The 624-nt window shown below is 44.4% G+C and carries 1 pseudogene; it reads left to right on the top strand.

Features of this window, described 5'->3' with window-relative positions:
* Positions 1 to 321: 321 nt before the first annotated feature.
* Positions 322 to 624, top strand: a pseudogene (locus tag CXQ97_RS20990) (site-specific integrase); the annotation flags it as partial.

A 624-nucleotide genomic window follows, 5' to 3' on the forward strand; every position in this document is an offset into this window, starting at 1 on the left:
GAACGTCGTAGGCTGATGGCGCAGAAGATCAAGCAGTATTACTGGGGGCTGTGAGCAACTGTATCGGGGAGTTCTGTGATGTCATGGCCTGCGCATGTATTATTTTATGGTTAAGTGAGCGTTGTGGATACGATATCGTCCTTGGCCAACGAACCAAAGTCCGGAATGCGATATAGAAAGGATAGAATTTTTGCACCTTTGCAATGTTTGGCTTTTGGGGTTATATAAAAAATAATGCTCTGGTTGTTGTTTTTTTGTTTTCGTATTTGCAATAATTGATTGTGTGGCATGTGTCACGCAAATAATAATTAGAAGAATAATATGAATGCAGAGACTCAAAGCGCCTATATTAGTTTGGCCAGTAATTTTTATGCGACTCGGATGCAGGGCGTTGAGCTTGATGAGCTCAATATTATTGGTGCTTTACTACGGGCGGCCCCTGATTACCGCCCGGATTATTACCGGCGCCTACGTAACGCTTTGGCGTTTGATCAAAAGCATCGAGGAAATTTCTGGGCTGCCCAAGAAATCAATCGTACGCTCAATCCGGTCACTGTGTTAAATCTGCCGCGAAAGAAAAAGCAGCGACGTCCGCAGAAGCTTTCTACCGCTGATTTCGAAGCG

Origin of the sequence: Arthrobacter sp. B0490 (assembly GCF_002929355.1) — a bacterium.
GTDB lineage: Bacteria > Actinomycetota > Actinomycetes > Actinomycetales > Micrococcaceae > Arthrobacter_D.